Here is a 1136-nt window from a genome sequence, read left to right on the forward strand (position 1 = left end):
ACGTTCTGACATCAGTTTTCTCCTTCTAAATATTTCTTCGCTTCCTGTACATAGAAAAGCTCTGGATTTTCATGGGGGATGCTTTCAAACAAACTACGAGCACGAGCTTCATCTCCTTTTAATTGGGCATTGAGAGCTCCGTAATAAGAGAACATGATTCGGGCTAGCTTATTTTCAGGTTCTGTGGTATCGAAGTAGTCGTTCACTTCTTTATTGAACACAATATCTTTTATGGCTTGGGCTTGANGGCTAGCTTATTTTCAGGTTCTGTGGTATCGAAGTAGTCGTTCACTTCTTTATTGAACACAATATCTTTTATGGCTTGGGCTTGAGCAACGAGTTTAGCCTTCCCATCTTTCGAATCTGGCGCCTTGGACAATTGTTCCTCAAAGAAAGCGATAGCTGGTTCATCTTGAAGATGAATGGAAACCAACAATTGACCATAAGTTAATCTTAGGAATATGTCTGTACTAAATCTCTTCCAAACTTTTTTTAAATTAATTTTTTCAAAATTTTCTTTCGCAGCTTGAAAATCTCCTTTCAAATAAGTCACTTGTCCCTTAACAAAATGGAAATTTTCTTGGTACGTTGCTCTATAGGGCTTAATAGATTTTTCAGCTTCAACCTTAAACATAGCTTCATATACCTCTAAATCTATAGAATCGTGTAACATTAAATAGATTACCTTATTGGATACAACTCGTAGATATAAAACAAGAATAAGGAATCCCAACATCATTGATATAAATATTAACGACCATAATTTTTCATTACCTTTAGATTCTAGAATCACTGCCAGCACTCCCAAAGATATTCCTAAGACTGAACTAAGCTGACTAATAGTCTCTATTTTAAGTAAGATATCCTCCGTCGCTGAACTGACTATCCTTTTTACTAGTTTCATATATTACTCCCCTTTATTATTAAAAATAGATATTCCAATAAGGATGCTAGTTAACCCTCCTAGTAATTTTAGAGTTCCAAAAGCACCTAACGCAGTTCCAATAACAGGGGCAGCAACCACTCCAAAAACTACAGCTGCTACAGAAAATACAGCTGCGACCGGATGCTCTGCGACATAGTCAAATGTCCTTTGGAGATGATCCACCGTTCTCACCCCTGTTTCAGTGGTTGTT

Annotated in this window: 2 pseudogenes; both read right to left on the reverse strand. The window is 36.8% G+C overall.

Annotated features, from left to right (window positions below):
• Nucleotides 1-11: 11 nt before the first annotated feature.
• Nucleotides 12-904: pseudogene (locus tag AB2B49_RS09135) on the reverse strand (hypothetical protein).
• A 3-nt stretch (nt 905-907) separates the two neighbouring features.
• Nucleotides 908-1136 (reverse strand): annotated as a pseudogene (locus AB2B49_RS09140) (hypothetical protein); the annotation flags it as partial.

Origin of the sequence: Streptococcus jiangnanensis, from assembly GCF_040888325.1 — a bacterium.
GTDB lineage: Bacteria > Bacillota > Bacilli > Lactobacillales > Streptococcaceae > Streptococcus > Streptococcus jiangnanensis.